Origin of the sequence: uncultured Flavobacterium sp., from assembly GCF_963925185.1 — a bacterium.
Classification (GTDB): Bacteria; Bacteroidota; Bacteroidia; order Flavobacteriales; family Flavobacteriaceae; genus Flavobacterium.
Map to the genome: position 1 here is coordinate 1 of NZ_CAWURC010000043.1, position 23,096 is coordinate 23,096.

Genomic DNA, 23,096 nt, shown 5'->3' on the forward strand with positions numbered 1-23,096 from the left:
TTTTACTGCTCCACAGGTTTTGGGATTGATCCTTTATTTTACTCAGAATCCTAAAAATCCTTGGCTCGTCTCATTAATTTTCATAACAAAAAAAACCGCAAGTGATTAAACTTACGGTTTTCTGATTGAGCCGGCGGAGGGACTCGAACCCACGACCTGCTGATTACAAATCAGCTGCTCTAGCCAACTGAGCTACGCTGGCGACTTATTTCGTCTGCAAATATAAGTTTGATATTGAATTTTACAAATTAATTCAAGCCTTTTTGCTGACTTTTTTTTACTGTAAATCGTTGATTTTGGCAATCAATTGATTTGCAGTTTGTTCCAATTCAACATTGATTTGTTTGAAGTGGGCTTTCTTATCTTCTACTTTTTTAGCGTTTACTTTAGTAATCAACGTATCAAAAGCAGCAATAGCTTCATCAATTAAAGCATTGGTTTCTGTTGTTGGTTTTCCTGTTGTTGTAATTTCAAACAAGTAAACTGCTTCAATAATATCTCCTAAAACATAGTTGATGTCTTTCTTTAAATTTTTAACGTTTGCCATTTTATTTTTAATTTTAATTTGCGATTGCAAAAGTACATATAATCTTTCTATTACCGACTATGAAATATAAATTTCTAGAATCGAAGCTTTTCCAGTAATCACGAATGATTTCAAGGCTGCTGGAATTAAAACGGTATCTCCCTTTATATATTGAAATTTAGCACTTTCATATTCAATTTCAAAACCACCTTCAACACACATATACACCGTAAATGAACTCTCTGTTTTGTTCACGAGTACTTTCCCTTCTAACGGAAGTAAATTAGTAGTGAAATAAGGACAGTCTACTACAGGATTCGATTGATTTAATGATTTATCATATTTTTTATAAGTATCAATTTTATTATAATTGATTGCTTCCAGAGCTAAATCAACATGTAATTCTCGTGAATTTCCGTTGGCATCAAGTCGGTCAAAATCATAAATTCGATAGGTAATGTCAGATGTTTGTTGGATTTCGGCAACAACTAATCCCGCACCAATGGCGTGAACAGTTCCAGTTTCCAAAAAGAAAACATCGCCTTCCTTTACTTTTACATCATCAAGAATAGAAATAAGGGTTTTGCTTTTTAGTTTTTCCAGATATTCTCCAGGATTGGATTTTTCTTTGAAACCAACAGTTATACGGGCATCTTCATCGGCCTGCATAATGTACCACATTTCTGTTTTCCCAAAAGTATTATGGCGTTTTTTAGCTAATTCATCGTTAGGATGAACTTGTATTGATAAGTCTTCGCGTGCATCGAGATATTTGAAAAGAAGGGGGAATTGTTTTCCAAATTTTTTATAAACACTAGTTCCTAAAATGCCTTCGGGATTTAAATCTATCAAATCGTTGAGCGATTTTCCAGTCAAAACGCCGTTAGCTACAATACTTACATCGCCTTCAACGGTAGATATTTCCCAACTTTCACCTGTGATATCCGAAAAAACGGACTTGTTTAATACTGATTTCAACTTAGTTCCGCCCCAGATTCTTTCTTTTAAAATGGGTTCAAATTCTAATGGATATATATTAGAATTCATATTTACACTAATTTCTTAATCATTTCTAGTGCTCTGGGAATATGATTTGTCGCCAACATACTATCAAAAATTAATTGAATAATGCCGTTTTTATCAACCACATAAGTCACTCTCCCAGCAAGCAATCCAAATAAATTAGGCTTTACTCCAAAGAGAGTTCTGATTTTTTTATCGTTGTCCGAAAGCAAAATAAATGGCAATTTATGTTGACTGACGAATTTTTGATGCGAGTTAACGCTGTCGCTGCTAATTCCTATGACTTCTGCTCCCAAACATTTAAAATCTTCATATTGATCTCTAAAACTACAGGCTTGAGCTGTACAGCCGGGAGTATTGTCTTTTGGATAAAAATAAAAAACAACTGATTTTTTGCCAACTACTGACATGCTGTCAAAATCATTTCCATTACTATCTTTTGCTGAAAAATTGGGGATTTTATCCCCTACTTGTAGTGCCATTATTTCCCATTATAAGTTACAAAATTTCGCGGTGTTTCGAACAAAACTACCTCCAAATCAAATTCGGTTTTTATTCTTTTTCTGATTTTATTCCAAATCACCACCACAATGTTTTCGGCAGTAGGATTTAGATTTTCAAATTCAGGAACATCAAGATTCAAGTTTTTATGATCGAAAGGTTTTTCGACTTCTTCAAAAATCAAATCACTTAAATCTTTAATATCCATCACATAACCAGTTTCAGGATTGATTTTACCGGTAACACTTACTATCAATTCATAATTATGTCCATGGAAATTAGGGTTATTACATTTCCCAAAAACAGCATCATTTTGCTCAAAAGTCCAATCTTTTCGATACAATCTGTGTGCTGCGTTAAAATGTGCCTTTCTTGATATAGTTACTCTCATCGTATAATTTATGATTTATGATCTTCTAAAAAATGGTAAAATTTATCAAAAATAATTTTAAACCAAATAGTATAAATTTCGGGATGTACCTGCATGTCATTTTTAATGTCTTCAATAGGCATCCATTTCCAATTTTCTACTTCTTCTGTATTGATTATCGGGTTACCTTCATAATATCCTATCATAACATGATCGAGTTCATGCTCTGTTAGCCCATTGTCAAATGGCGCTTTATAGATAAAATGAAACAGTTCTTTCAAACCAGTTTTAAAACCCATTTCTTCATGTAATCTGCGACTCCCAGCCTGAATATTAGTTTCTCCTTCACGCTGGTGACTACAACAGGTATTGGTCCATAACAAAGGAGAATGGTATTTTTGATGCGCGCGCTGCTGGAGCATAATTTCGTTTTGTTTGTTTAACACAAATACAGAAAATGCACGGTGTAAAACTGCTTTCTCGTGTGCTTCGAGCTTAGGCATCAATCCTATTTGCTCATCTTTTATATTAACCAATATTACGTTTTCTTCTTTCATATATTTTTAGCTTGTCAAAATTACGAAAAAAGAAATTAATTTTAGTGTTGTATAAAGTTTGTGAAAAGTTTAACGCCTGTTTAATTTTCTAAAACACTAATTTTATGATCTTAAATATATCCAAAATTATGTACTATTCTAAAGGTAAAACTATTTTGATTCGTTAGGCAAGCAGTTAAATTTTGCCCAAACAATAATTTATATGTAAAGTATCCGACATTTTCATGGTCAAGCATCTTATGTTCTTGGAGTATAAAATAAAATAAATATGAAAACAACAATCCAAATTCGAATCCTCCTGTTCTTGATGTCGCTATTTATGTTTCAAGCTTGTGGACAAACAACAAAAAAACAAAACTATATTACAAAAAATTCAAAAATGGAAAATTCAATAAGCAAACCAGGGAATCCGTATTATTCAAATACCGACACTACAAAACTCAATCTGACTGACGCCGAATGGAAGAAAGTGTTGCCCGAAGATTTGTATGCTGTTTCAAGAAATGCCGATACGGAAAGAGCATTCACTGGAAAACTTTGGGATTCTGATGTAAAAGGAACTTATTTTTGTGCCGCTTGTGGTAATAAATTATTTAGATCTGACCAGAAATTTGCTAGTAGTTGTGGTTGGCCAAGTTTTTTTGAGCAAGAAAATAAAAACAGTGTGGTGTACAAAGAAGACAACTCTTACGGAATGAAAAGAATTGAGGCGCTTTGCGGAAGATGTGACGGTCATTTGGGCCATCTTTTTGACGACGGACCAGCTCCTACGGGCAAAAGATATTGTATGAATTCCATTGCATTGGATTTTGTTCCAGATAAAGTAATTTTAGAAAACAACAGCACAAACAATGTTGAAACAATAACATTAGGTGGCGGTTGTTATTGGTGTGTAGAAGCCGTTTACGAACAACTAAAAGGAGTAATATCAGTAGTTTCAGGATTCGCGGGAGGAAAAACAGTCAATCCCACATATGAAGAGGTTTGTTCTGGCACAACCGGTCATGCCGAAGTGGTTCAAATTACATATGAGAATACAATTACCAGTTTAGATGAGATTTTCCAAGTATTCTTTACTGTTCATGATCCAACAACCTTAAATCGGCAAGGTGGAGATGTGGGAACTCAATATCGATCCGTTATATTTTACGCAACCGAGGAACAAAAAATAGCGGCACAAGCGATAGTCAACGCCTTGGAAAAAGACAAGGTATATAATAGTTCAATTGTAACAACAATAGAACCCCTTAATCAATTTTACAAAGCCAAGGACTTCCATCAAAATTACTATCAGAACAACAAAAGTCAACCGTATTGCCAAATGGTAATCCAACCAAAAATTGAAAAATTCGAGAAGCTTTTCAAGGATCGATTAAAAACAAATCTTAAATTCAATTAATAAAACTCTCTCCACAAAGTAAACAAAATCCTTATTTCAAAACGACTTAAAAAACCCTCCTAACAATACTTTTATTGGTTATCATAATCACAAATGGTTCCGCACAAAAAAGGAAAATTTATCTTATTAAAATATCATTAGACGATATTACCATCGAATTGTATCCCAAAAAATCGTGAATTAGCATGGCCAATTTTTTAAAATAGGTCGATGCACATTTGTTGTCATAAAATAATTAATTATAAATATAATCAACAAATATGGTATAAGAAGTTCGAATAAAACCTGCAAATTATCATGCCATTAAACCCTTTAATAAAACATTATTATGACGTTGATAATTTTTTATTCCATTCTAAAAATGAAAATTCAGAGTGGTTTTAAAGTACATTATTTTTCAAATAAGTGTACCTTTGCAGAGATGTTTTTTACTAATTGCGACTAAAGATCTTTATGTCTATAAAATTAAAATGTATTGATAATGAAAAGCCTTAAAGAAAAAATATTGGAATTGAAAAAAGAGAAAAATGCAGTCATATTGGCACATTATTATCAAGAATCTGAAATTCAGGATGTTGCCGATTATGTAGGAGATAGTCTTGGTTTATCACAAGAAGCAATGAAAGTAGATGCCGACATTATCCTTTTTGCAGGCGTGCATTTTATGGCAGAAACTGCAAAAATTTTAAACCCTACTAAAAAAGTTATTCTTCCCGATTTGAATGCAGGTTGTTCCCTTGCAGAATCTTGTCCACCCTATTTATTTAAGAAATTTATAGAATCTCACCCTGATCATATAGTCATTACTTACGTGAATTGCTCTGCCGAAGTAAAAGCATTGACAGACATAGTTTGCACTTCATCAAACGCCATAAAAATTGTGGAATCGATTCCGAAAGACACACCAATTATTTTTGCTCCAGACAAAAATTTAGGAAAATATATCATAGAAAAAACGGGACGCGACATGTTGCTATGGGATGGTTCTTGTGTGGTTCACGAAGCTTTTTCATTTGACAAATTGATTGCACTTTATAAAGAAAATCCAGATGCAAAAATAATTGCACACCCTGAATCGGAAACTCATATTCTAAAAACTGCCACTTATATTGGTTCAACTGCTGGGATGATTGAGTTCGTAAAAACAGATCCAAACTATAAATTTATTGTTGCCACAGAAGCTGGAATTCTTCATAAAATGCAACAGGAAGTCCCAAATAAAATATTAATTCCTGCACCAGCAAAAGACGACAATACTTGTGCTTGTAGTGAATGCGGTTATATGAAAATGAATACTTTGCAAAAAGTGTATGACTGTTTGCTTAATGAAAGTCCGGAAATTAACGTTCCTGCCGATATTATGAAAAAGGCATTGATTCCTATTGAAAGAATGCTTGAATTATCTAAATAATGATCCACACCAATTACTTAATTATAGGTTCCGGAGTTGCAGGTTTGACTTTTGCCGTTAAAATTGCCGAACAATTTCCAGATAAAAAAGTTACTATTGTTACTAAAGCCAACGAAGACGAATCGAATACCAAATATGCGCAAGGTGGAATCGCAATTGTCTCAGACAAAGACGGAGATTCCTATCAAAAACATATTGCAGACACCCTGATTTGTGGTGACGGATTGTGTGATAAATCAGTGGTTGAAATGGTTATTGCTGAAGGACCAAAACGATTGAAAGAACTAATTGAATGGGGAGCAAAATTCGACAAAAACACTAATGGAAATTTAAATTTGGGTAAAGAAGGCGGACATTCTGAAAATAGAGTCGTTCATCATAAAGACCAAACTGGCCAAGAAATTGAACGTGCTATTTTAAGTCAAGTACATCAAAAAAAGAATATTACGGTTCTAGACCATCACTTTGCTTTTGACCTAATTATAGAAAAAAATCGTTGTCTGGGCGCTTATGTTTTGGATCAAAAAACAAAAGACATATACACCTTTCATTCTGATTTTACCTTGCTTGCTACTGGCGGCATCGGACACCTTTATGGACATACAACAAACCCAGTAATTGCTACAGGTGATGGTATTGCTATAGCTTTCCGCGCAAAAGCAGAAATTAAGGAAATGGAATTTATACAATTTCACCCAACGGCTTTATATGATGCTTCTACGGGAACTTCGTTTTTGATTTCTGAAGCAGTTCGTGGTTTTGGTGCTTATCTACGAACCAAAAACGGCCATCGATTTATGCTAGATTACGACGAAAGAGGTGATTTAGCTTCCCGTGATATTGTTTCTCAAAGCATCGACTTGGAACTTAAAAAATCAAGTGACGAATGCGTTTATTTAGATTGTACCCATATAGATTTGGAGGATTTTGTAAAACATTTTCCAATGATTTACGAGCATTGCAAAAGCGTTGGAATTAATATTGCGAAAGACTGGATTCCTGTAGTTCCTGCGCAGCATTACCTCTGTGGTGGAATTGTGGTAGACAAAACTGGAAAAACTTCCATTGAAAATTTATTTGCCTGTGGCGAATGCTCTCGAACAGGTTTGCACGGAGCGAATAGATTGGCATCCAATTCCTTATTGGAAGCCTTGGTTTATTCCGATAAAATATACACCTATTTAGCCAATACTTCTTTCAAAAACAGTCAATTCAGAGATACAGTTTCGGATTGGAATATGATTGAAAAACCAATTTTAAATCCAGTATATATTGATGAAATGAAAGCTAAATTACAACTTTTAATGCGCCAAAATGCAGGAATTGTTCGTAATGGCTCTGATTTAATCGCAGCAAAAAATCAATTGAATCATTGGCAAGATGAAATCGAAGAAAAAACAAAAAACTACCAAGTTAGAGCTAATTTATGGGAATTGTATAACTTGATAGTCATCGGTCAATTAATCGTTCAGCAATCTATTGAAAGGACTGAAAATCGAGGAGGTTTTGTAAAATTTAATTAGTTTAAATTTAATGGCGGATTCAAAAATAAATTTATTGTTTTTTACAATACTACTCCAATCTAGTAAACCATAAGGTTTTTTTTGCTAAACTTTATAGCAAAATACATTTTATAATAATTCATTAAAACACACTAAAACTCTCTTCCTAAAATTACATGATTATGGTCATGTTTTAATTAAAATTAAAAAGCATTTTTGCATTTGTTCTATGAATTAAACACCCATCAAAAAATCTTAAACAATTATAAATCAGTTATGCAAAATAGATTTAGACTTACTTAATTCCTGGGGTGCCGTTACAAAAAAAATACAATATTTTGGTTAAAATTCTCACTATTAAATCTTTTTATTGTCGTTGCGCTTGGTGATTATATGCGTAATAAAATAGGTTTTGAATTTCTTATAAAACTCCTGAATAGTTTAAATACTATTTAAAAAAATGAATACAATTATATTTACCCCATAAAAATGAATACTAAACTTGTGCTAACGGTTAAACCTTTAAAATCTATTCAGGTCTTATAACCATAACTTAAAATGAAAAAAAATGAAAAATTTAATTATTGCCACATTACTAGTTGTTGGAATAGCAGCTTTTGCGCAAGACAAAAAAGAAATGAAAAACAGACCCGACAGAAGACCAGCAATGGAAAAAATGTCTACAGAACAACAAAATCAACTAATGTTAAAAAAAATGACGTTGGAATTAGACTTGAATTCCAAACAGCAAGAACAATTTAAAAAAATAATTGCTAATAAAAGTGTCAGGCGGGAAGCTATGAAAACGGAGAGAATGGAGAAGAAAGCTGACCAGAAAAAACCAACGGCTGATGAACGTTTTGAAATGAAAAACAAAATGTTTGACGAACAAATTGCGATGAAAGATAAAATGAAAAGTATATTGTCGGCAGAGCAATTTGAAAAATGGAATGAGATGAAAGAAAAACACCAAGAAAAATTTCAGAGAAGAAATCACGAAGGGATGCCTAATCATAAAAAAAATAATTAAAATAGAAAAACTTCCGGCTTGACCGGAAGTTTTTGTTTTAACCAAAGAGTATATAAATTAAAAAGTCTTAGACACTTTGTCAACGGCTTTAATGGTAAAATCGAGATCCTCGTAAGAAAGGGCATCGGTGATAAACCAGGTTTCATAAGCTGATGGAGCAATGTAAATTCCTTCATTCAATAATCCGTGGAAGAATTTTTTGAAGGTTTCATTATCTCCTTTTGCAGCACTTTGAAAATCAACAACTGGCTCAGCAGCAAAATGTACCGAAACCATTGATCCTATTCGGTTAATTGTAAAAGCAACATTGTTTTCTTTTAAAACCTTGTCAATTCCTGCAGCCAAATAAGCTGTTTTTTCTTCCAATCTTTTAAAAATAGCTGGATCACTATCCAGTGCTTTCAACATTGCTAATCCAGCCGCCATAGCCAATGGATTTCCCGACAAAGTTCCTGCTTGATAAACGGGACCAAGTGGAGCTAAATAATTCATTATTTCGTTTTTAGCAGCAAAAGCACCTACTGGCAAGCCACCCCCTATTACTTTTCCGAAGCAAACAATATCAGCTTTAATGTTGAACAATTCCTGAACTCCACCTCTAGCAAGTCTAAATCCGGTCATAACCTCATCAAAAATTAAGAGAATGTTGTTGTCTGTACACATTAGACGCAAGCCTTCCAGAAAACCTTTGTTTGGTGGAATGCAGCCCATGTTTCCTGCAACAGCTTCTACAATTATTGCCGCTATTTCGTTCTTATTGGCGTCGATTAAAGCCGCCACGTTTTCTAAATCATTGTATCTTGCCAGCAAAGTATCCTTAGCTGTTCCTGCGGTAACTCCCGGACTATTAGGCGTTCCAAAAGTTATGGCTCCACTTCCGGCTTGTATTAAAAACGAATCGGAATGACCGTGATAGCAACCGGCAAATTTGATAATTTTATCTTTTTTAGTAAATCCACGAGCTAATCTAACGGCGCTCATACAAGCTTCGGTACCTGAATTTACAAATCTAATTTTGTCAATATTTGGAACCATAGAAACTGCCAAAGCTGCGATTTGAGTTTCAATTTCTGTTGGCATTCCAAAAGAAGTTCCCATTTTAGCCTTTTCGATAACGGCTTGTACAACGGGTTCAAAAGCGTGACCCAAAATCATTGGTCCCCAAGAATTGATGTAATCAATTAATTTATTTCCATCTTCATCATATAAATAAGCCCCTTTGGCACTTTTGACAAAAATTGGCGTTCCTCCAACGGCTTTGAAGGCCCGAACTGGCGAATTTACGCCTCCAGGAATTACTTTTTCTGATTCAGCAAAAAGCTGACTACTTCTTTTATATTTCATTTTGATTTTCGATATTTGAAATTGTTATAAAAATTTAGATTTCTATTTCACCCTCAATTTCTGTCCTACGGAAAGCGTATTGTCTGCAAAATTATTTTTTTTCTTTAATTCATCAACGGTAATATTGAATTTTTTTGAAATGGAATACAAGGTATCTCCTTTGATTACTAAATATTCACTTGGAATATCGGCAATTTGTTCATACGGTTGAGATGAAACACTCTCTTTTTTGAAATTTACATCGTCGTATTGATACAATTGAAAACGCTCTATTAAACCAATTAACTTATTAGGGTATTGAGTATCGGTTGCATAACCGGCATCTTTCAGGCCTTGTGCCCAGGACTTGTAATCTTTTTTATCCAGCTTAAAAAGGGATGAATACCGTGATCCAGATGTTAAAAAAAAAGCGTGATCCCGAAAAGAATCAAATGGATTATCATATTTTCTGAAACACTCGTCAATGGAATCATCATCATATTTTACACTTGCCCCCAACCAGTCTTTGTGGCATTTAATTCCAAAATGATTGTTTGCATACAAACACAATGGTCCGGTTCCAGATCCTGATTCGAGTATGGCTTGGCCAAGAATTATACTTGCAGGAATTCCATATTTTCCCATATTAGATTGAGCAACTCCTTTGTATTTATTGATGTATGCCAAAATTATTTCATTAGTGACTTTTACTCTGTTTGTGGCTCCAAGAATTTGTGTTTCAGAAACATTGTTTTTGGAATATTTTGTCTTAGTAGTATGTTTATTTGTGTTTTGGGAAGTGGATTTTTTAATTTTAACCTCAGAATCATAAGATTTAGAGCCTTTTCGAGTAGTTTGAATCACTGACTTGTTCGTGTTACAACTTACGAAAATCAAAGCCGTCATTAGCAAGAGTACATTTTTTTTAATCATTGAAATCTATTATTGGTAATTTTTTTGCTTTAAGTTTCAAATTTATTCCAGCAATCCCTTGAATTCCACCGGTGTGAATGAGTAAAATTTTTGAGTTTTCAGGAAAATAATTTTTTTCGATCAAATCCATGACGCCAAAAACCATCTTAGCTGTGTATATCGGATCTAAAGGAATTTTATTTTCCAAATAAAACTGGTTTATAAAAGCGATTAATTGTGGGTTTACTTTTCCGTATCCACCAAAATGATAATCCAGAATTAATTCCCAGTTCTCGTTCTGGACAAAATTACGAATTTCATTTTTTAAAAAATCACCTTTCAATGCTGGAAATCCCAAAACTTTTTGGTGTGAAAAACTACTGCGTATGATTCCACTAATTGTTCCGCCAGTACCAACGACGCAACAAACAAAATCGTACCGGGAATCGTCTTTGGTCAGAATTTCTTCGCAGCCTTTAATCGCAAAACTATTGGTTCCACCCTCAGGAATTAGGTAAAATTCGCCGAATTTTTGTTTTAATTTATCCAAAAAAGAAACGTCAGTTTTGTGGCGATAGTCTTCGCGAGTCACAAATTCGAAGTGCATCCCGCATTCCTGAGCAAATTTCAGTGTTGGGTTTTCGGAGATTTTGCTTTCCAGTTCATCACCTCGAATAATTCCAATAGTTTTGAATCCGTTTTGTTTTCCAACGAAAGCCGCTGCAGCAATATGATTAGAAAATGCACCCCCAAAGGTAAGCAGCGTATCCTGATTTTTGGCCTTGGCCTCAATCAGATTGTATTTGAGTTTTCGAAATTTATTACCTGAAACAAATGGATGAATCAAATCTTCACGTCTTATGCAAACGGAAATTTTATTTGAGTTTAATTGTATTTTTTGGGTTAGTATTTCTTGCAAAACAAATAGTTTTTTTACAAATATACAACACAAACAATTGAATGTTTTATTTCAGTTTACCGTGTTAAGATTTTTGGGGATCAATAGCACTAGTTTTTACAATTATTTTAGTGCCTATTTCAATTTTTCCCTTTGTAGGTAATTTAACAATATGCTGAAGGGTCAAATCGAAATGTTGTGGGAAATAGTAAAACGAGTAGAAAACATAAACCTTATTTCAAACGGAATAGGGTTGATCTAATATACTGTTTAGAACTGTAATTTTACTTTTTACAAAAAAAGGGACTTCACCCCATTTGTTTATAAAAGGTAAAAGTGCAAAAGAGCCAAAGGGTATTAATCTCTGAAGCAACGCACCGAGAAACCGTTTTTCTTACTGCTGCCGCTTCTGTAAACACTGCCGGTATCGTACTCAGGGGGCGGGTCCAGGCGTTTGGTGTATCGCCCTCTAACGAACTCCACCAGCTACCGTTGAAGCCAATGCTGAAGAATGAGCCATAGCCGTAACGACAATCTCCCGGAAGACCTGAAAAACAACTGCTGTATGTAGCTGAAGTATTAGGGCTATTCTAGTGATTTGCTTCTACTTCTTAACATAATTTTGCTGAATTAGGTTAATGTGTCCTATCTTAAATTATGTGAAATTTTTGTCTGGCTTTTGGAAAATAGCATACTCCAAAAGCAAATATCGTTAATCCTCGAAATACTTTTGGAATTAAATATTTAAAAACAATTAGAAACATTCGATATAAGTTTATAAATTTGTCGATATGACTGAACAAAATAATGATAATAAATTAATCGAAGGCGAAGATTTTTACTATACTCCAGAAGGTTATAAATGTTTTACTTCCAACTATCACTTAAAAAAAGGCTACTGTTGCAAAAGCGGTTGTCGCCATTGCCCTTATGGGTTTGATAAAAAAACAGGAGAGATAAAGAAGTAAACAACGTTCCAAATCCTACCGCAGTGTTTCTAAATAAAAAATCCACTAAAAAATGACCTTTACAGAACAAATTCAGGAAGGAATTCCAAATATATTGCCGCTTCAAAAAAAGTATGAATTAGAAATAAATCATGCTCCAAAACGAAAAGAAATTCTTTCTGTTGATGAAAAAAAATTGGCACTTCGCAATGCGCTTCGTTATTTTGAACCTCAACATCACTCGGAATTAATCAAGGAATTTTCCGAAGAATTAAATGCTTACGGCCGTATTTATATGTACCGATTCCGTCCCAGCTATAGAATGTATGCTAGGCCAATTACAGATTATCCCGGAAAATGCGAACAGGCAAAAGCGATTATGCTAATGATTCAAAATAATCTGGATTATGCCGTAGCGCAACATCCTCATGAGTTAATTACTTATGGAGGCAACGGTGCTGTTTTTCAAAACTGGGCGCAATATTTATTGACGATGCAATACCTTTCGCAAATGACCGATGAGCAAACATTAACAATTTATTCGGGTCACCCAATGGGATTATTCCCTTCTCACAAAGAAGCTCCTAGAGTTGTTGTAACCAACGGAATGGTAATACCCAATTATTCAAAACCCGACGATTGGGAAAAAATGAATGCCCTTGGCGTTTCTCAATACGGGCAAATGACAGCAGGAAGTTATATGTATATTGGTCCGCAGGGAATAGTCCACGGAACAACAATTACTGTTTTGAATGGTTTCAGAAAAATCAAAAAAAGTCCCGAAGGTGGATTATTCGTTACTTCAGGACTTGGCGGAATGAGTGGCGCACAACCAAAAGCTGGGAACATTGCTGGTTGCATCACGGTTTGTGCCGAAGTAAATCCGAAAATCACACACATTCGTCACAGTCAAGGCTGGATTAATGAGATTATCGAAAACATTGATGAATTAGCAAAAAGAGTCGCTTTGGCAAAAGCCAATAAAGAAATAGTTTCCATTGCTTATCTAGGGAATGTAGTGGATGTTTGGGAAAAATTCGACCACGAAAATATTCATATTGACTTAGGCTCAGACCAAACTTCACTACACAATCCATGGGCTGGAGGATATTACCCCGCAGATATTTCGTTTCAAGATGCCAATGATATGATGGCTAATAATCCTGATTTATTCAAGGAAAAAGTACAGGAAACCTTGCGCCGTCATACAAATGCTATTAATAAACATACTGCAAAAGGAACCTATTTTTTCGATTATGGGAATGCTTTTCTGTTAGAAGCATCTCGTGCAGGTGCTGATGTTATGGCCGAAAATCAGATCGATTTTAGGTATCCAAGTTACGTACAGGATATAATGGGACCAATGTGTTTTGATTATGGTTTTGGTCCTTTCCGCTGGGTTTGTGCCTCGGGAAATCCCGAAGATTTACAAAAAACAGATACTATTGCCTGCGAAGTTCTCGAAGAAATGGCCAAGACAGCTCCGGCTGAAATTCAACAGCAAATGCAAGATAATATTCGTTGGATAAAAGGGGCACAGGAAAACAAATTGGTAGTGGGTTCGCTTGCTAGAATTCTCTATGCCGATGCTGAAGGCAGAATGAAAATCGCCGAAGCTTTTAATCAGGCTATTGCTAAAAAAGACATTGGAACAATAGTTTTAGGACGTGACCATCACGATGTTTCCGGAACGGATTCCCCTTATAGAGAAACTTCAAATATTTATGACGGCTCCCGTTTTACTGCCGATATGGCGATACAAAACGTAATTGGCGACAGTTTTCGCGGTGCCACATGGGTATCCATTCACAATGGCGGAGGTGTCGGATGGGGCGAAGTAATAAATGGCGGGTTTGGTATGGTTCTTGATGGCACTAAGGAGGCTTCAAAGCGCATAGAATCAATGCTTTTCTGGGATGTCAACAACGGTATTTCAAGAAGAAGTTGGGCGCGAAATGAAGGCGCTATTTTCGCCATAAAAAGGGCAATGAATATTCAGCCATTGTTGAAGGTTACCATTCCCAATATCGTTGACGAAAATTTGTTTCAAGCTTAATCTTTTAAATTAAAAAACATGAAAGCAATTAAATTATTTCAAATTCTACTACTTTTGGTTTTGAGCTCTTGTAGCTCCGTGAGTGTGTATTCTGATTTTGATAAAAGCGTCAATTTTAGCCAATACAAAACGTATGCTTTTCATAGAAAAGGCATTGACAAAGTGCAAATTTCAGAATTAGACAAGAAAAGAATCCTTAATGCTATAGACATAGAGCTCGGCAAAAAAGGAATGAGTAAAAGTGAAAATCCCGACTTGCTGATCAACATTTTTACAAAAGAAAGAGAACAAGTCGACGTGTCCCAATTTAATTTAGGATGGGGTTATGGCTGGGGTTGGGGCTGGAATCCTTATTTATGGGGAGGTCAAAATTTCGTAAGTACTTCAACCGAAGGCACACTTTATGTTGATTTAATTGACGCCCAGAAAAAAGAATTGGTTTGGGAAGGTGAAGGAGTTGGGTATTTAACTCAAAATCGTACAAAAAAAGAAGAACGAATTAATGAATTTGTTGCAAAAATATTGGCGCAATATCCGCCAACAAAAAAGTAATCAGATTTCAACTTTTAGATTTGCATAAACCATAACCGTAATAGCAATGTTGCGGTTTTTTTATACATTAGAATTTGATAAACGGATATCTAGAGTTGATATTGATTATTTTTTGTGCTAATTCGACTCCGAATTTCAAATGACTTGCAGAATTTGGATTAAAAGGTCTGTGGGATAATCCTTTTTGAATACTTTCAACTTCCTTCATTATTGAATGACTTTCTTGAGAAATAGTAGTTTCAGAAAACCGTTGCCAAATATAATCTATCGCCACGGTATTGGGATGCAACATATCTTCAGCATAAAAACGATAATCACGAAGTTCGTCCATCAGGATTTCGAAGCTGGGAAAGTATTCAGTGGTCAGTTTACAGTGGTCAGTTTGTAGCTGTTGATAAATGGCCACTAACAGATTTGACTTACTGACATTGTTTTCCACAAAACCATCCTTGAGATGGCGCACAGGAGAAACCGTGAAAATAATTTTGCAATCGGGATTTATTTTTTCGATTAAATCAATTGTATTGTGAATAGATTTTTCAACACTTTGCACCGATAAAATTTCTTTTATAAATTCCTTTTGCGGCACCTTATGACAATTAGCAACAATTTGATTAGTTTCAATATTTCTATAGGCCCAAGACGTTCCGTAAGTAATGATAATGTGCGTTGATTCAGAAAGAAGTCGATGTGTTGATTGGACGATTGTGTTCAAATGGGTGATTAATTCTTCTTTACTGGAGTTGCTCAAATCCGAATGTACGTCAAAACAATGCCAGCTTTCATTATAAAAAAAGACGTCTTGCTCTGTGAATTGATTTCCAGAAACGGCAAACTTAATTAATTTCTCTATTGCCAATGGATGAAATAAAATTCCAAAAGGATTACATGAGTTTTGAAACTTAAAATAATCGAATTTTTCAGCCATATTTACCGCAAAACAAGAACCCAAAGAAACAATTTTTGATGAATAATCAATTGGGAAATTTGTTTTTGAAATGGGTATTTTGGTTGTGAAATTCATAACTTTTAATTTTTTGAAAAATACCTTTTTTAAATTTAAAAATCCTTTCAGAATTTAAACTCTGAAAGGATTTTATTTTTTAACCTATTTTACAAAATCAATAGCTTTTTCTAATGCTTCTGAAATTCCAGCGGTATTTTTTCCTCCAGCAGTAGCAAAGAAAGGTTGTCCACCTCCACCGCCTTGAATAAATTTACCTAATTCCCGAACTACATTTCCAGCATTTAAGTTTTTTTCGGCAACTAATTCTTTAGAAATATAACAACTAATTGTTGGTTTACCTTCTTCGGCTGTTGCCAAAACTACAAATACATTTGTTCCTAAAGTCCCTAATTCATACGCCAAATCTTTAGCGCCATTTGGATCTAAATCCACTTGTTTTGCAAGAAATTGAATCCCGTTTATTTGTTGGATTTCAGTTGTTAAAACCGACTTCAAATTTTTAACTTTTTCTTTTACAAAAGCCTCAATTTGTTTCGAAAGTTTTGCATTATCGTCTTGTAAAGACTGAACTGCTTTCAATATATCTTGTGGGTTTTTCAATGCTTCTTTTACTTCATTTAACGTATTTTCATAGGAAGCAAAATGCATTTTTACAGCATCGCTGGTTATGGCTTCAATACGGCGAATTCCCGCTGCAACTGCACCTTCGGAAACGATCTTGAAATACCAGATTTCGGCAGTATTTTTCACATGGATTCCACCGCACAATTCCATACTTTCGCCAAATCTAATGGCACGAACTTCATCTCCATATTTTTCACCAAATAAAGCCATTGCACCTTCATCTAATGCTTGCTGAATAGGAATACTTCTGCTTTCAATCAATGGCAGTTGCTGCTGAATTCTTATGTTTACAAAATCTTCTACTTGCTGTAATTCAACATCCGTCATTTTTACAAAATGCGAAAAGTCAAAACGTAAATAATTTGGGTTTACTAAAGATCCTTTTTGTTCCACGTGAGTCCCCAAAACACTTCGTAACGCTTGATGCATCAGGTGCGTAGCCGAGTGATTTCGAGAAGACAACTGCCTTAAATCCTGATTTACTTTAGCAACAAAACTTCCGTTTACATTCTCTGGCAATTTTTTTGCAAAATGCAAAATTAAGTTGTTTTCTTTTTTAGTGTCTATAATTTCGATGGTTTCGTTAGCGGAAACCAAACTTCCTCTATCCCCCACTTGCCCTCCACCTTCTGGATAAAAAGGTGTTGCATCTAAAACTATTTGGAATAAAACTCCGTCTTTTTTAGAATCAATTTTTCTATAACGGCTAATTTTTACTTCGTTTTCACCTTGGTCATAACCCACAAATGTTTCCACATTTCCAGTAATTAAAGTAACCCAATCTTCGGTAGAAACTTCAGATACAGCTCGAGAACGCGTTTTTTGTTCCAGCATCGCCTTATCAAAACCAGCTTCGTCTAATTCGAATTCTCTTTCTCTTAAAATAAGGGCGGTTAAATCAATTGGAAAACCAAAAGTGTCATACAATTCAAAGGCCTTTTGCCCGGAAACTGTGATTCCTTCGTTTGATTTTAGGACGTTTTCGAGCAATTGTAATCCTTGATCCAAGGTTCTTAAAAAAGAATTTTCCTCTTCACGAATCACATTCATAACCAAATTTTTCTGGGAAACAATTTCCGGAAATGAACTTCCCATTTGGTTACTTAAAGTTTCCACCAATTGGTAAATGAAAGCTTCTTTGGTATTCAAAAATGTAAATCCGTAACGAATGGCACGACGCAAAATTCTGCGAATCACATAACCAGCTCCGGTATTTGATGGCAATTGTCCATCGGCAATGGCAAAGGCCACGGCACGAACGTGATCCGCAATCACGCGAATGGCAATGTTAATTTTTTCTTCTTCTTCGTCCTTCGCTTTAATGGTATACTTTGCTCCGGTTATTTTTTCGATGTGTTGAATGATTGGCGTGAAAACATCGGTGTCATAATTCGACTGGACACCTTGCAAAACCATACACAATCTTTCAAATCCCATTCCGGTATCGACGTGTTGCGCTGGTAATTTTTCGAGTGAACCATCCGCTTTACGGTTGAATTCCATAAATACGTTGTTCCAAATTTCCACCACGTGAGGATGGTCATTGTTGACCAAAGATTTTCCTGAAACTAAGGCTTTTTCTTCAGCAGAACGAATGTCCACGTGAATTTCGGAACAAGGACCACAGGGACCTTGATCTCCCATTTCCCAGAAATTATCTTTTTTGTTTCCAAGAATAATTCGGTCTTCGGAAATTAAAGTTTTCCAAATGTCGTATGCTTCTTGGTCGAAAGGCACATTTTCTTCGGCATTCCCCTCAAAGACGGAAACGTAAAGAATATCTTTTGGGATTTTGTACACTTCGGTCAATAATTCCCAAGCCCAATTGATAGCTTCTTTTTTGAAATAATCGCCAAAAGACCAGTTCCCTAGCATTTCGAACATGGTATGGTGATAGGTGTCAATTCCTACTTCCTCTAAATCGTTATGTTTTCCAGAAACACGAAGACATTTTTGAGTGTCGGCAATTCTTTTGCTTTTTGGAATTCCGTTCCCCAAAAAATATTCCTTAAACTGAGCCATTCCTGAGTTGTTGAACATCAAGGTTGGGTCCTCTTTAAGAACTATTGAAGCAGATGGAACAATTAAATGTCCTTTGCTCTCGAAAAAATCTAGAAACTGTTTACGGACGTCTTGTGATTTCATTTTTGTTTTATTTGCCACTAAGGCGCTAAGGCACAAAGTTTTTTTTATTATTTGATTGTTTTTTACCCCCGATTACTTCACTTTACTCTAATTTTTAGCAGTTTTCCGTGAACTTCTTTAGAAGAAGGCATCTTTCTTTTGATGAGATTGCTTCGTTCCTCACAGTGACACACTAAACGAATAGCTGGAAAAGTTACATTAAAATATTTATTATTAAAAAAAGGGCAGAACAAATGAAACATTTATTAAATTTGTTCGACTAACTTTTTTCAATGTGCAAAAATAGGGTATTTTAAAATATGGAGAAAATAAAATATTATTACGATACCGAAAATCTGGCATATCGAAAAATAATAACAAGAAAGAGAATAAAATTTGGGGTTGCAACCTTGTTTTTATTAGCATCTGCATTGTTTGGTTTTTTGGGTTTAGTTATTTTATTGAACACTCCTTATTTTCAAACACCAAAAGAATTGGTGCAAGCCAGGGAAATTGAAAACCTAAAATTGAATTACGCTGTTTTGAACAAAAAGATGGATCAGGTTGATGATGTTATTTCGGCTATAGAAGACAGAGATAATAATTTGTATCGCGTTTATTTTAATGCTGAACCTATTCCGGACGAAGAAAGAAAAACTGGTCTTGGTAACATCAATAGATACAAAGAATTAGAAGGATACAACAACTCCCAATTGGTTTTAAATACCACGAAAAGGGTTGATGTTCTGAGCAAAGAATTGGCTATTCAATCTAAATCGTTAGATTATATTTTAAAATTAGCAAAAGCGAAAAATAATTTATTAGCTGCAATTCCTGCCATTCAACCTGTGAGAAATGAAAACTTGAAACGAATGGCTTCGGGTTTTGGTTATCGAACCGATCCGTTTACCAAGGCAAGAAAAATGCATGAAGGAATGGATTTTACTTCCAAAACTGGCACTCCGGTTTTCGCAACTGGTGATGGAGTTGTTGTTCAAGCCGACAGTAAGTCCTCTGGATATGGAAATCATGTCGTGATTCGGCATGGCTATGGTTACGAAACTTTGTATGCCCATTTAAGTAAATACAAATGTAGACCCGGACAACGCATAAAACGAGGCGACATAATAGGATATGTGGGGAGTACAGGACGAAGTGAGGCGCCTCATTTGCACTATGAAGTTCACAAAAACAAAAGAGCTGTTAATCCACTTAATTTTTATTATGGAAATATTTCGGCGGTGGAATATGTTGCCATTTCTAAAATAGCCAACCAAGAAAATCAATCATTAGACTAATGCATATAGAATTATCACCAAACAAAAGATATTACGGTATTGGCGAAGTAGCCAAGGCATTTGATGTAAATGCCTCACTTATTCGATTTTGGGACAACGAATTTGACATTCTAAAACCAAAGAAAAATGCAAAAGGCAATCGAATGTTCACACCTGAAGATGTAAAAAACCTGCAATTGATTTATCATTTGGTAAAGGAAAGAGGTTTCACGCTCGAAGGAGCCAGAACTCATTTGAAAGAAGGGCAAAAGAAAACCTTAGACAAATTTGATATTATCAGCAAACTTGAAACGATAAAAGTGCAGTTGACGAATATTAAAAACGAACTATAATCCCCCTAACCTCAGAAGAGAAATAGAATAACAATTAAAAACTAAATATTAAACTTTAAATTAAACAAAAATGGACTTTAAAAAATTTTTACCTTGGATTATTGTAGCAGTATTTGTAATAGGAATTTACAGCTGGGTTAAAGGAATCAACAATACAGCAGTAACTTTGAACCAAACCGTGGAGCAAACTTGGGGTGATGTTCAAACATCTTACCAAAGAAGAAATGACCTAATCGGAAACTTAGTAAATACCGTAAAGGGCGCTGCAGATTTTGAAAAAAGCACCTTGACTGCTGTAATAGAAGCAAGAGCCAAAGCGACTTCAACAACTGTAGATCCAACTAATATTTCACCAGAACAATTAGCGGCATTTAATTCAGCCCAGTCCGGAGTATCTTCTTCTTTATCAAGATTATTAGTATCTGTAGAACGCTATCCTGAACTGAAAGCCAATGCCAATTTCTTGAAATTACAAGACGAATTAGCAAGTACTGAAAACCAAATTCTAACAGCCAGAACTCGTTTTAATGAAGCAGTTATGCCATATAACACTCATATTAAAACATTCCCAAATTCACTATTTGCTGGAATGTTTGGTTTCATAGAAAAAGCTTATTTTCAATCGGTTGCTGGAGCTGAAAAGCCCGTTGAAGTAAAATTCTAAAGACTTCTATCAACCAAGGGAAATTTAAAATAGAGATAAAATGTCAAAAGCAGAAGCGTTTTTAACCAAAGAAGAAGAACAAGAAATTGTTGAAGCTATTCGTATGGCTGAAAAAGAGACTTCTGGCGAGATTAGAGTTCATATCGAAAAAACAACCTCCAAAGTTCCTTTTGACAGGGCTTTGGAAGTTTTTCATTTATTGAAAATGGATGAAACCCAGCTCAAAAACGGAGTTTTGATTTATCTTGCCGTTGCCGACAAAAAATTCGTTGTTTGTGGAGATCAAGGCATTAACGACGTGGTTAGCGATGACTTCTGGGTCAGTACAAAAGAAGCAATGGCAATTCATTTCAAAACAGGAAAATTCAAGCAAGGATTGATTGACGGAATCACTAAAGCTGGTATGCAATTGAAAAAACACTTTCCTTATGAAGAAGGTGACACCAATGAATTATCAAACGAAATATCAAAAGGATAATGACTTCATATAAAAAAAACACTCCCATTTTACTGAAAATTCTCGTTTGTTTTTTATTTACACAAATCAGTTTTGCCCAATTTAAGATTCCTGAAAAACCGAGTTTTCAAACTTCGGTTTATGATTATGCCAATGTTTTAAGCGCTAGTGAAAAAGCCCAATTAGAAGAAAAACTAATTCGGTATTCCGATTCAACCACCACTCAAATTGTTGTTGTTACCATCGAAAGTCTGAAAGGCGAAGATGTTAGTCAGTTAGCAACAAAATGGGGACAAACCTGGGGAATTGGAGGAACAGCAAAAGAAGATAATGGCGTAATTATTTTAGTTTCAAAAGTCGAAAGAAAAATTGCCATCAATCCGGGATACGGGCTTGAAGATCGATTGACAGCTGGAATTGGAGGCGAAATAATCCGGAATATTATCATTCCAGAATTTAAAGCTGGAAGTTATTATAACGGCTTAGACAGAGGGGTCGATGTCCTTTTTGATGTTTTCAAAGGCAAATACAAAGGCGAACGAAAACAAACCAAAGAAAAAGATTTCCCCGTTTTACCAATTATAATTATAGCTATCATACTACTTGTTCTGATTTCTAGAAACAAAAACAATGGAGGAAATTCTGGAAATTCTGGTGGCGGACCGAGTTTGATTGATGTACTTATTTTAAGTAGTTTGGGAAGAAACAGCGGTGGTGGTTTCGGTGGTGGATCATCTGGTGGTGGATTTGGTGGAGGAGGCTTTGGTGGTGGTTTCGGTGGTGGGGGATTCTCTGGCGGAGGAAGTAGCGGTGGCTGGTAACAAATAACATTTAAAAAAAACCTATTTTTAAGTAGAAAAAAGTCCCAATCTTGATAGTTTCAAGTTTGGGACTTTTTTAATAATTTAATAATGAATGAATTTATTCATCACCAGCGTTATCGCTCCCTTTTTTTCCTTTTTCTTTCATATTGGCTTTGTTAGCTTCCTCATTCGCTTTATACTTTTCAAATTGAGATGGGTCTAAAATCGCTTTAACACGAGCATCCATTATAGCGATATCTTCGTTTCTTTTCGCTTTCATAGCTTTATGTTCTTCTTTTGAAGGCTTCGCTTTTTCTTGGCCAGCCATTCTTTCCGCTTTCTTGGCTTCCCTTTTTGCAGTTTGTTCTGCAATAACTTGTTTCATTTGAGCTTGTTGATTGGCATCCAAATTCAAATCGGCTGTCATGGATTTCAAACGAGCTTCTGCTCTTCCTTCAGGAGACCTCATTTCTTTATTCCCATTTCCAGATTTACCTTTCTTTACTTCGTTTTTTTGAGCAAAAACAGAAACACTAATAACTAATAATACAGCAATAATTAATTTTTTCATTTTGGGTTTTTATTTAAGTTATAGTCTTTTAGACCTTAAAACTTTAAATAGGTTTAATAGCAATTTAATAAAAACATACTATTTCAATCCTCAAAAATTATTAGAACCCAAAATCAATCCTCATCGCGATTTATTTTCTTAGACTCTTTTTCATTTTGTTTTGATTTTTCCTTCATACCTCCAAAATTCTTGACTTTATAAATTAATGAGAACATCGCATACCGCTTTAAAACGGTGTTTTCTTCATCA

General features: G+C 34.9%; 23 protein-coding genes and 1 tRNA gene. 12 read left to right on the forward strand and 12 right to left on the reverse strand.

The genetic code is table 11. The features are described 5' to 3' along the window. Positions 1–128: 128 nt before the first annotated feature. The 6 genes from AABM59_RS09590 to idi all read right to left on the reverse strand — a co-directional run bounded on the left by AABM59_RS09590 (position 129) and on the right by idi (position 2,977). Positions 129–202, reverse strand: a tRNA-Thr gene (locus AABM59_RS09590). 75 nt (positions 203–277) lie between these two features. Then, on the reverse strand, positions 278–547 hold the full coding sequence (locus tag AABM59_RS09595) for a hypothetical protein (RefSeq protein ID WP_300100232.1): 270 nt from the start codon (positions 545–547) through the stop codon (positions 278–280). 57 nt (positions 548–604) lie between these two features. Next, on the reverse strand, positions 605–1,573 hold the full coding sequence (locus AABM59_RS09600) for a type I phosphomannose isomerase catalytic subunit (protein ID WP_338408748.1): 969 nt from the start codon (positions 1,571–1,573) through the stop codon (positions 605–607). Positions 1,574–1,575: 2 nt separating this feature from the next. Continuing rightward, entirely contained in the window at positions 1,576–2,031 is a 456-nt protein-coding gene (locus tag AABM59_RS09605; RefSeq protein ID WP_338408749.1) for a peroxiredoxin, read from the reverse strand. Continuing rightward, the gene (locus AABM59_RS09610) at positions 2,031–2,441 is read right to left on the reverse strand and encodes a 6-carboxytetrahydropterin synthase (RefSeq protein ID WP_338408750.1); all 411 of its coding nucleotides are present in this window, start codon (positions 2,439–2,441) and stop codon (positions 2,031–2,033) included. Before AABM59_RS09610 ends, AABM59_RS09605 begins: the two co-directional genes overlap by 1 nt. 8 nt (positions 2,442–2,449) lie before the next feature. Then, entirely contained in the window at positions 2,450–2,977 is a 528-nt protein-coding gene (gene idi, locus AABM59_RS09615; RefSeq protein ID WP_338408751.1) for an isopentenyl-diphosphate Delta-isomerase, read from the reverse strand. Positions 2,978–3,245: 268 nt separating this feature from the next. On the opposite strand from idi, the gene AABM59_RS09620 reads away from it, so the two are divergent. The 4 genes from AABM59_RS09620 to AABM59_RS09635 all read left to right on the forward strand — a co-directional run bounded on the left by AABM59_RS09620 (position 3,246) and on the right by AABM59_RS09635 (position 8,319). After that, entirely contained in the window at positions 3,246–4,376 is a 1,131-nt protein-coding gene (locus AABM59_RS09620) for a bifunctional methionine sulfoxide reductase B/A protein (RefSeq protein ID WP_338408752.1), read from the forward strand. A gap of 481 nt (positions 4,377–4,857) precedes the next feature. After that, entirely contained in the window at positions 4,858–5,787 is a 930-nt protein-coding gene (nadA, locus tag AABM59_RS09625; protein WP_338408753.1) for a quinolinate synthase NadA, read from the forward strand. Beyond that, the gene (nadB, locus tag AABM59_RS09630; RefSeq protein WP_338408754.1) at positions 5,787–7,310 is read left to right on the forward strand and encodes an L-aspartate oxidase; all 1,524 of its coding nucleotides are present in this window, start codon (positions 5,787–5,789) and stop codon (positions 7,308–7,310) included. Before nadA ends, nadB begins: the two co-directional genes overlap by 1 nt. Before the next feature lie 547 nt (positions 7,311–7,857). Then, positions 7,858–8,319: a hypothetical protein gene (locus AABM59_RS09635; protein WP_338408755.1), complete on the forward strand. Its 462-nt coding sequence runs from the start codon at positions 7,858–7,860 to the stop codon at positions 8,317–8,319. 57 nt (positions 8,320–8,376) lie between these two features. Here the strand turns inward: AABM59_RS09635 and hemL are convergent, their stop codons facing one another. The 3 genes from hemL to AABM59_RS09650 are packed head-to-tail and all read right to left on the reverse strand — an operon-like array spanning position 8,377 to position 11,473. Next, positions 8,377–9,663: a glutamate-1-semialdehyde 2,1-aminomutase gene (gene hemL / locus AABM59_RS09640; protein ID WP_338408756.1), complete on the reverse strand. Its 1,287-nt coding sequence runs from the start codon at positions 9,661–9,663 to the stop codon at positions 8,377–8,379. Positions 9,664–9,705: 42 nt separating this feature from the next. Beyond that, positions 9,706–10,575 carry a glucosaminidase domain-containing protein gene (locus tag AABM59_RS09645; RefSeq protein WP_338408757.1) on the reverse strand — a complete coding sequence of 290 codons (870 nt, stop codon included), beginning with the start codon at positions 10,573–10,575 and terminating at the stop codon, positions 9,706–9,708. Continuing rightward, a complete protein-coding gene (locus AABM59_RS09650; protein ID WP_338408758.1) occupies positions 10,568–11,473 on the reverse strand; it encodes a pyridoxal-phosphate dependent enzyme in 906 nt (301 codons plus the stop codon). The genes AABM59_RS09645 and AABM59_RS09650 overlap by 8 nt, the downstream gene beginning before the upstream one ends. Before the next feature lie 770 nt (positions 11,474–12,243). On the opposite strand from AABM59_RS09650, the gene AABM59_RS09655 reads away from it, so the two are divergent. Genes AABM59_RS09655 through AABM59_RS09665 form a run of 3 tightly spaced genes read left to right on the forward strand, consistent with a single transcriptional unit; the run spans position 12,244 to position 15,007 of the window. After that, a complete protein-coding gene (locus tag AABM59_RS09655) occupies positions 12,244–12,420 on the forward strand; it encodes a DUF5522 domain-containing protein (RefSeq protein ID WP_338408759.1) in 177 nt (58 codons plus the stop codon). 52 nt (positions 12,421–12,472) lie between these two features. Next, on the forward strand, positions 12,473–14,455 hold the full coding sequence (locus tag AABM59_RS09660; RefSeq protein WP_338408760.1) for a urocanate hydratase: 1,983 nt from the start codon (positions 12,473–12,475) through the stop codon (positions 14,453–14,455). 18 nt (positions 14,456–14,473) lie between these two features. Further along, complete coding sequence (locus AABM59_RS09665; RefSeq protein ID WP_338408761.1) at positions 14,474–15,007, forward strand: DUF4136 domain-containing protein; 534 nt, start codon at positions 14,474–14,476, stop codon at positions 15,005–15,007. Between the two features lie 67 nt (positions 15,008–15,074). Here AABM59_RS09665 and AABM59_RS09670 read toward each other — a convergent pair whose 3' ends face one another. Further along, complete coding sequence (locus AABM59_RS09670; RefSeq protein WP_338408762.1) at positions 15,075–16,031, reverse strand: GSCFA domain-containing protein; 957 nt, start codon at positions 16,029–16,031, stop codon at positions 15,075–15,077. An 84-nt stretch (positions 16,032–16,115) separates the two neighbouring features. Then, complete coding sequence (gene alaS / locus AABM59_RS09675; RefSeq protein WP_338408763.1) at positions 16,116–18,743, reverse strand: alanine--tRNA ligase; 2,628 nt, start codon at positions 18,741–18,743, stop codon at positions 16,116–16,118. Positions 18,744–19,042: 299 nt separating this feature from the next. On the opposite strand from alaS, the gene AABM59_RS09680 reads away from it, so the two are divergent. The 5 genes from AABM59_RS09680 to AABM59_RS09700 all read left to right on the forward strand — a co-directional run bounded on the left by AABM59_RS09680 (position 19,043) and on the right by AABM59_RS09700 (position 22,294). After that, on the forward strand, positions 19,043–20,020 hold the full coding sequence (locus AABM59_RS09680; protein WP_338408764.1) for a M23 family metallopeptidase: 978 nt from the start codon (positions 19,043–19,045) through the stop codon (positions 20,018–20,020). Continuing rightward, positions 20,020–20,352, forward strand: coding sequence for a MerR family transcriptional regulator (locus AABM59_RS09685; protein WP_338408765.1), 333 nt, complete (start codon positions 20,020–20,022; stop codon positions 20,350–20,352). Before AABM59_RS09680 ends, AABM59_RS09685 begins: the two co-directional genes overlap by 1 nt. A gap of 70 nt (positions 20,353–20,422) precedes the next feature. After that, positions 20,423–21,016: a LemA family protein gene (locus AABM59_RS09690; RefSeq protein WP_338408766.1), complete on the forward strand. Its 594-nt coding sequence runs from the start codon at positions 20,423–20,425 to the stop codon at positions 21,014–21,016. Between the two features lie 40 nt (positions 21,017–21,056). Beyond that, entirely contained in the window at positions 21,057–21,494 is a 438-nt protein-coding gene (locus tag AABM59_RS09695; RefSeq protein ID WP_338408767.1) for a TPM domain-containing protein, read from the forward strand. Continuing rightward, the gene (locus AABM59_RS09700) at positions 21,494–22,294 is read left to right on the forward strand and encodes a TPM domain-containing protein (RefSeq protein WP_338408768.1); all 801 of its coding nucleotides are present in this window, start codon (positions 21,494–21,496) and stop codon (positions 22,292–22,294) included. Before AABM59_RS09695 ends, AABM59_RS09700 begins: the two co-directional genes overlap by 1 nt. A 100-nt stretch (positions 22,295–22,394) precedes the next feature. On the opposite strand, the gene AABM59_RS09705 is transcribed toward AABM59_RS09700, so the two are convergent. Continuing rightward, positions 22,395–22,847 (reverse strand): hypothetical protein, encoded by a 453-nt coding sequence (locus tag AABM59_RS09705; protein ID WP_338408769.1) that lies wholly within the window; start codon positions 22,845–22,847, stop codon positions 22,395–22,397. Positions 22,848–23,096 lie beyond the last annotated feature (249 nt).

Bases quoted from the DNA above. Each gene is read 5' to 3' on its own strand.
- AABM59_RS09595 (WP_300100232.1), bottom strand. From the start codon at position 547: ATGGCAAACGTTAAAAATTTAAAGAAAGACATCAACTATGTTTTAGGA.
- AABM59_RS09600 (WP_338408748.1), bottom strand. From the start codon at position 1,573: ATGAATTCTAATATATATCCATTAGAATTTGAACCCATTTTAAAAGAA.
- AABM59_RS09605 (WP_338408749.1), bottom strand. From the start codon at position 2,031: ATGGCACTACAAGTAGGGGATAAAATCCCCAATTTTTCAGCAAAAGAT.
- AABM59_RS09610 (WP_338408750.1), bottom strand. From the start codon at position 2,441: ATGAGAGTAACTATATCAAGAAAGGCACATTTTAACGCAGCACACAGA.
- idi (WP_338408751.1), bottom strand. From the start codon at position 2,977: ATGAAAGAAGAAAACGTAATATTGGTTAATATAAAAGATGAGCAAATA.
- AABM59_RS09620 (WP_338408752.1), top strand. From the start codon at position 3,246: ATGAAAACAACAATCCAAATTCGAATCCTCCTGTTCTTGATGTCGCTA.
- nadA (WP_338408753.1), top strand. From the start codon at position 4,858: ATGAAAAGCCTTAAAGAAAAAATATTGGAATTGAAAAAAGAGAAAAAT.
- nadB (WP_338408754.1), top strand. From the start codon at position 5,787: ATGATCCACACCAATTACTTAATTATAGGTTCCGGAGTTGCAGGTTTG.
- AABM59_RS09635 (WP_338408755.1), top strand. From the start codon at position 7,858: ATGAAAAATTTAATTATTGCCACATTACTAGTTGTTGGAATAGCAGCT.
- hemL (WP_338408756.1), bottom strand. From the start codon at position 9,663: ATGAAATATAAAAGAAGTAGTCAGCTTTTTGCTGAATCAGAAAAAGTA.
- AABM59_RS09645 (WP_338408757.1), bottom strand. From the start codon at position 10,575: ATGATTAAAAAAAATGTACTCTTGCTAATGACGGCTTTGATTTTCGTA.
- AABM59_RS09655 (WP_338408759.1), top strand. From the start codon at position 12,244: ATGACTGAACAAAATAATGATAATAAATTAATCGAAGGCGAAGATTTT.
- AABM59_RS09660 (WP_338408760.1), top strand. From the start codon at position 12,473: ATGACCTTTACAGAACAAATTCAGGAAGGAATTCCAAATATATTGCCG.
- AABM59_RS09665 (WP_338408761.1), top strand. From the start codon at position 14,474: ATGAAAGCAATTAAATTATTTCAAATTCTACTACTTTTGGTTTTGAGC.
- AABM59_RS09670 (WP_338408762.1), bottom strand. From the start codon at position 16,031: ATGAATTTCACAACCAAAATACCCATTTCAAAAACAAATTTCCCAATT.
- alaS (WP_338408763.1), bottom strand. From the start codon at position 18,743: ATGAAATCACAAGACGTCCGTAAACAGTTTCTAGATTTTTTCGAGAGC.
- AABM59_RS09680 (WP_338408764.1), top strand. From the start codon at position 19,043: ATGGAGAAAATAAAATATTATTACGATACCGAAAATCTGGCATATCGA.
- AABM59_RS09685 (WP_338408765.1), top strand. From the start codon at position 20,020: ATGCATATAGAATTATCACCAAACAAAAGATATTACGGTATTGGCGAA.
- AABM59_RS09690 (WP_338408766.1), top strand. From the start codon at position 20,423: ATGGACTTTAAAAAATTTTTACCTTGGATTATTGTAGCAGTATTTGTA.
- AABM59_RS09695 (WP_338408767.1), top strand. From the start codon at position 21,057: ATGTCAAAAGCAGAAGCGTTTTTAACCAAAGAAGAAGAACAAGAAATT.
- AABM59_RS09700 (WP_338408768.1), top strand. From the start codon at position 21,494: ATGACTTCATATAAAAAAAACACTCCCATTTTACTGAAAATTCTCGTT.
- AABM59_RS09705 (WP_338408769.1), bottom strand. From the start codon at position 22,847: ATGAAAAAATTAATTATTGCTGTATTATTAGTTATTAGTGTTTCTGTT.